This window comes from Rhodococcus sp. NPDC057014, assembly GCF_042673295.1.
Classification (GTDB): domain Bacteria; phylum Actinomycetota; class Actinomycetes; order Mycobacteriales; family Mycobacteriaceae; genus Rhodococcus_F.
Genome location: NZ_JBHUSF010000493.1, coordinates 1 through 4353, shown reverse-complemented (window position 1 = coordinate 4353; position 4353 = coordinate 1). Strand labels below are relative to the sequence as shown.

Sequence of the window (4353 nt, the reverse complement as noted above, 5' to 3'; positions counted from 1 at the left end):
GGTAGTCGCGCTGGCCGACGGCGCGGCGAACGACTTCCCACGCCCGAATGATCGCGGCGACCGACGCGCCGGTCTCCTCCTGCATCCGGAACACGAAGGTGATGCCGTTGTCGTCGACGAGGCGATTGGTGATCGCCGTCGCGGTGATGTCGTTCGCCAACGGGTGTGCCCCCAGACGATCACCGCACACGGCGACGACGTCGGCCGGGAAGTACTCGGTGCGGAAATGCTCGGCCCAGGACTCCGAGGTGATCCCGGACGCCAGGACCGCAGATTTCATCTCCAACTTCACGGAGGCCAGCAGGGTGCCGAGTTCGGGTGAGGTCAACGCCCCGCCCTGGGTGATGCGCTGTTCGAGCTCGGCGTCGCTCGGAAGCGACTCCACCTCCCGGGACAGCAAACCGTTCCGTTCGAGTCCCGTCAGCATCCGGCGATGTACCGGCGCCATCTCCGCGGCCTCGGCACGGGCCACCGACAGCATGGTGTTCTGTGCGCGGTTGTGGTCCAGAACGCGGTGGGCGATGTCGTCGGTCAGCGACTGCAGCAGAACGTTGCGTTTGTCCTGGCCCAGAACGCCGGCGGCGACGGCGTCGTCGAGCGCGATCTTGATGTTGACCTCGTGATCGGAGGTATCCACACCGGCGACATTGTCGATCGCATCGGTGTTCAACCGAACCTCGTGCAGCGCCGCCTCGCGCCGTCCGAGCGGGGTGAGCCCGAGGTTGCCGCCTTCAGCGACCACGCGGGCACGTACCTCACACCCGGTGATGCGGACGGCGTCGTTCGCGCTGTCGCCGACCTCGGAGTCGGTTTCCGAACTCGCGCGAACGTAGGTGCCGATCCCGCCGTTGAACAGCAGATCGACCGGTGCCGCCAGGATTGCCTGCACCAGCTCATTTGGTGTGTACTGGGCCCGTTCCTCGTCCAACCCCAGTGCGACTCTGGCCTGCGGGGCGAGCGTGATCCGCTTCGCCGAGCGAGGGAAGACGCCGCCGCCCGAGCTGATGAGGTCGGAGCGATAGTCGGCCCAGGAGGAGCCGGGATGGTCGTAGAGTCGTTGCCGTTCCTCGAACGCCGCGCCTGCCTCGGGCTGGGGATCGAGGAAGATGTGCCGGTGGTCGAAGGCAGCGACCAGGCGCACCGAACGGGACCGCAGCAGTCCGTTCCCGAAGACATCCCCGCTCATGTCTCCGATCCCGACCGCGGTGACCGGGTCGGTGTCGGAGTCGATGCCGACCTCGAACAGGTGCTGGCGCACCGACTCCCAGGCGCCGCGCGCGGTGATACCCATCTGCTTGTGGTCGTATCCGTTGGAACCACCCGAGGCGAACGCGTCCCCGAGCCAGTACCCGCGGCCGGTGGCGATTGCGTTGGCGACGTCGGAGAACTGCGCGGTGCCCTTGTCGGCGGCGAGAACCAGGTAGGTGTCGTCACCGTCGTGCCGCACCGTGTGGGGTGCCGGGTCGAGGCGGTAGGTACCGGACTCGTCCTTGGTGAAGTTGTCGATCAGGTCGAGCAGTCCCTCGACGAACGTGCTGTAGGCGGCGCGGCCGATCTCGAGTTGCTGGGCGCGATCGGCACCGGTGTGCAGCAGCCGTGGAAGGAAGGCGCCCTTGGCTCCCGTGGGGACGATGACCGCGTTCTTCACCATCTGTGCGCGCACCAGACCGAGCACCTCGGTGCGGAAGTCCTCGACCCGGTCGGTCCACCGGATGCCGCCGCGCGCAATGTGTCCGAATCGCAGGTGGGTGCCCATGACATTGCGGGCGAACACCCACGATTCCAGTTGCGGCACCGGAGTGGGAAGGCCACGAATCGTCCGGGGATCGAGCTTGAAACTCAAGATCGTGTCGACGGGTCCGTCCGTGTGTGCGAACAGACGCCGGAACGCGTTCGTTCGCACTGTGGCGAGCACGGTGTCGAGCAGCGTCCGGAGGATGAGGTCGGGCTCGATTCCCTGAACCTCGTCGATTGCTCCTTCGATATCGGCGACCAGTTCGTCGTTGTCGCGTTCGCCGTCAGCGAGCGCCGGATCGAACCGGGTGCGGAACAGCGTCCACAATGCGGTGGCGATCTTCGGGTGGCCGGCTATCACGGAATTGACGAACTCCGAGGAGAAGGTCCACCCGCTCTGCCGCAGATACCCGGCATAGGCGCGCAGGACCAGGACCTGCCGCCACTCCATGGCCGCGGTGGTCACCAGCGCCTGCAGTGCGTCGGGTTCGGTGTGTCCGCTGTAGCTCGCCTCGAACGCCTCGGCGGTCCGCGCCGCTGTGGGCGCGTCCAGGCGGTGCTGGCGATAGCGCGAGCGGAGGATGAACTCGTACACGTAGGCGAGTCGCCCGTCGGCACTGGTCAGCGTGTGTGGATGTTCTGCTGCGAGTTCGTATCCCAGGTGTCCGAAGATCGGCAGTGCCGAAGCGAGGACCATCGGCTCGGTGGTGACCGCGATGGCCGAGATCAGGTCCGAGCTTGCGTTCTCGGGTGGGGTGATCGTCAGCTGCAGCCGCCGGTGCGGATCCTGAATCAGTTCGGAGAGTGCCGACAGGTGGGCGACTGCTTCGGCGGGGGAGAACCGCTCCTGATAGCTCAGGGGCACTGCCACGGGGATGAAGTCGTCGTGAACGGATGTCAACGCCTCAGCGAGGAGATCGTCGAGTTTCTCGGTCCATGACCGGGCCGCTTCCACCACCACGCGCGACAACTCCGCGACATCGATGCGCTCGTCCCCGGTGCTCGGCCCGGCGGTGACGTGAACACGCACCAGCGCGGTTTCCCCGATACGTGTGTTGTGATCGACCGCGGCACCGCCGAGGAACTGCGAGACCGCCTTCACCACTGCCCGTCGAACGGCGGGGGAGAACCGGTCCTGCGGCACGTACAGCAGGATCGAGATGGCCCGGCCGTAGGTGTCTTGGCGGATGAACGCCCGCACACGCGGATGTCGTTGGAGGTGCAGCACCGCGAGAACTGTGGGGGCAAGCTCCCCGGCGGTGCTCTGCAGAATCTCGCGCCGCGGGTAGTCCTGGAGAATGTCGAGTAGTTCGAGGCCCTCACGGGAACGCGGATCGCGCTCGAGCATCGCCAGGGTACGTCCGGCCGTACGGTTGACGACCGGAATCGTCCGCATGTCCGACGTATCGAGTGTGTTCTCGAACAGACCGAGGAAGCGGTGCTCGCCGACCGTGACACCGTCGGAATCGACGATCTTGATCACCACGTAGTCCAAAGGAGTGTCGCGGCGCACCGTGCTGCGCGTGCCGGCCGCCGACACCATCAACACATCCGGCCCGAACGCGCGAGTCGTGGTCAGCGGGTCGAGGGTGTGGTGGCGGTGCTCGTGGTGGTTGAGTCGAAGAATGCCCAAGCCGGTCTCCGGAAGTGGTTCGAGCGTGGCGGTTCCGGACTCCGGCGCGTTCACCAGACGGTAGGAGCAGTAGCCGAGGAAGGTGAAGTTTTGGGCGCACATCCAGTGCAGAAGCTCGCTGGCTTCATAGGCGCTGTCGAGTTGGTTCTCGGTGGCGCCGGATTTCAGTGACAGCGCGGCCCTGCGGGCGACGGCTTCCATCTCAGCTTGATCGGTCACCGCGACAGTGACGTCGGCGAGGGTGCTGCGAATCGCACTCTCGATCGTCGCGGTGAACTCCGCGGAGTGGGGTTCGGTTCCCGCCGAAGGCAGGAAAGTGATCTCCATCCAGGACTCGACCAGCGGGTCGTTGTCGTACTGATCGTCCTGGCGTGGGCGGGTAATGCCGTCGGGCATGAGCACCCCCTCGGTATCGCGTCGTACTGCCAGCGTGACGTGACGGAGCGCGGAGACCGTGCCGTGCCGTCGAACGGCCATCGCCACCGAGTCGACGAGGAAGGGAAGGTCGGTGTTGACAACCAGGATGTGCGCGAGGTTCGTTCCCGCCTCGACTTCGCACTGCACCAGTGCGATTCCGTCGGCCCGGGCCTGTGCGAAATCTAGATACCCGTGAGCGCGACCGGCGAGGTCGGTGTCGGTCCATTCGGCAAGCTCGCCGCGAGGTTCGTGACGGAACAGAGCATCGATGTAGTCCTGGTAGCCGCCCGGTTCGGACGCCAGGGTACCGAGTTCTGCGGAAACCCTGAGCTGACGGTCGTGTTCGAGTCCTTCGAGATTCACCTGTCATCTCCTGTGGCACTGATAGGGGGCAGCCCGGCGCTGATTCGTCCTGGGTCGTATGCACCATGATCCGGCGATCGTTCCCTCAACGGAACGGTGTTCTCGATTGCAGAGCGTTAACTTTGCTTAATGCTTTGACGGGCATTGCTCCACAACCCGGCATGTAGGTGCCGGAGCACCTGGGAGAATCCATGCGCAGGCGGCAC

1 protein-coding gene is annotated in these 4353 nt (G+C 65.6%); it reads right to left on the bottom strand.

The genetic code is table 11. From position 1 onward, the window contains the following. A partial coding sequence (locus tag ACFTZB_RS43530; protein WP_378441892.1) for an NAD-glutamate dehydrogenase domain-containing protein occupies positions 1 to 4147 on the bottom strand: 4147 nt, incomplete at its 3' end. Positions 4148 to 4353 lie beyond the last annotated feature (206 nt).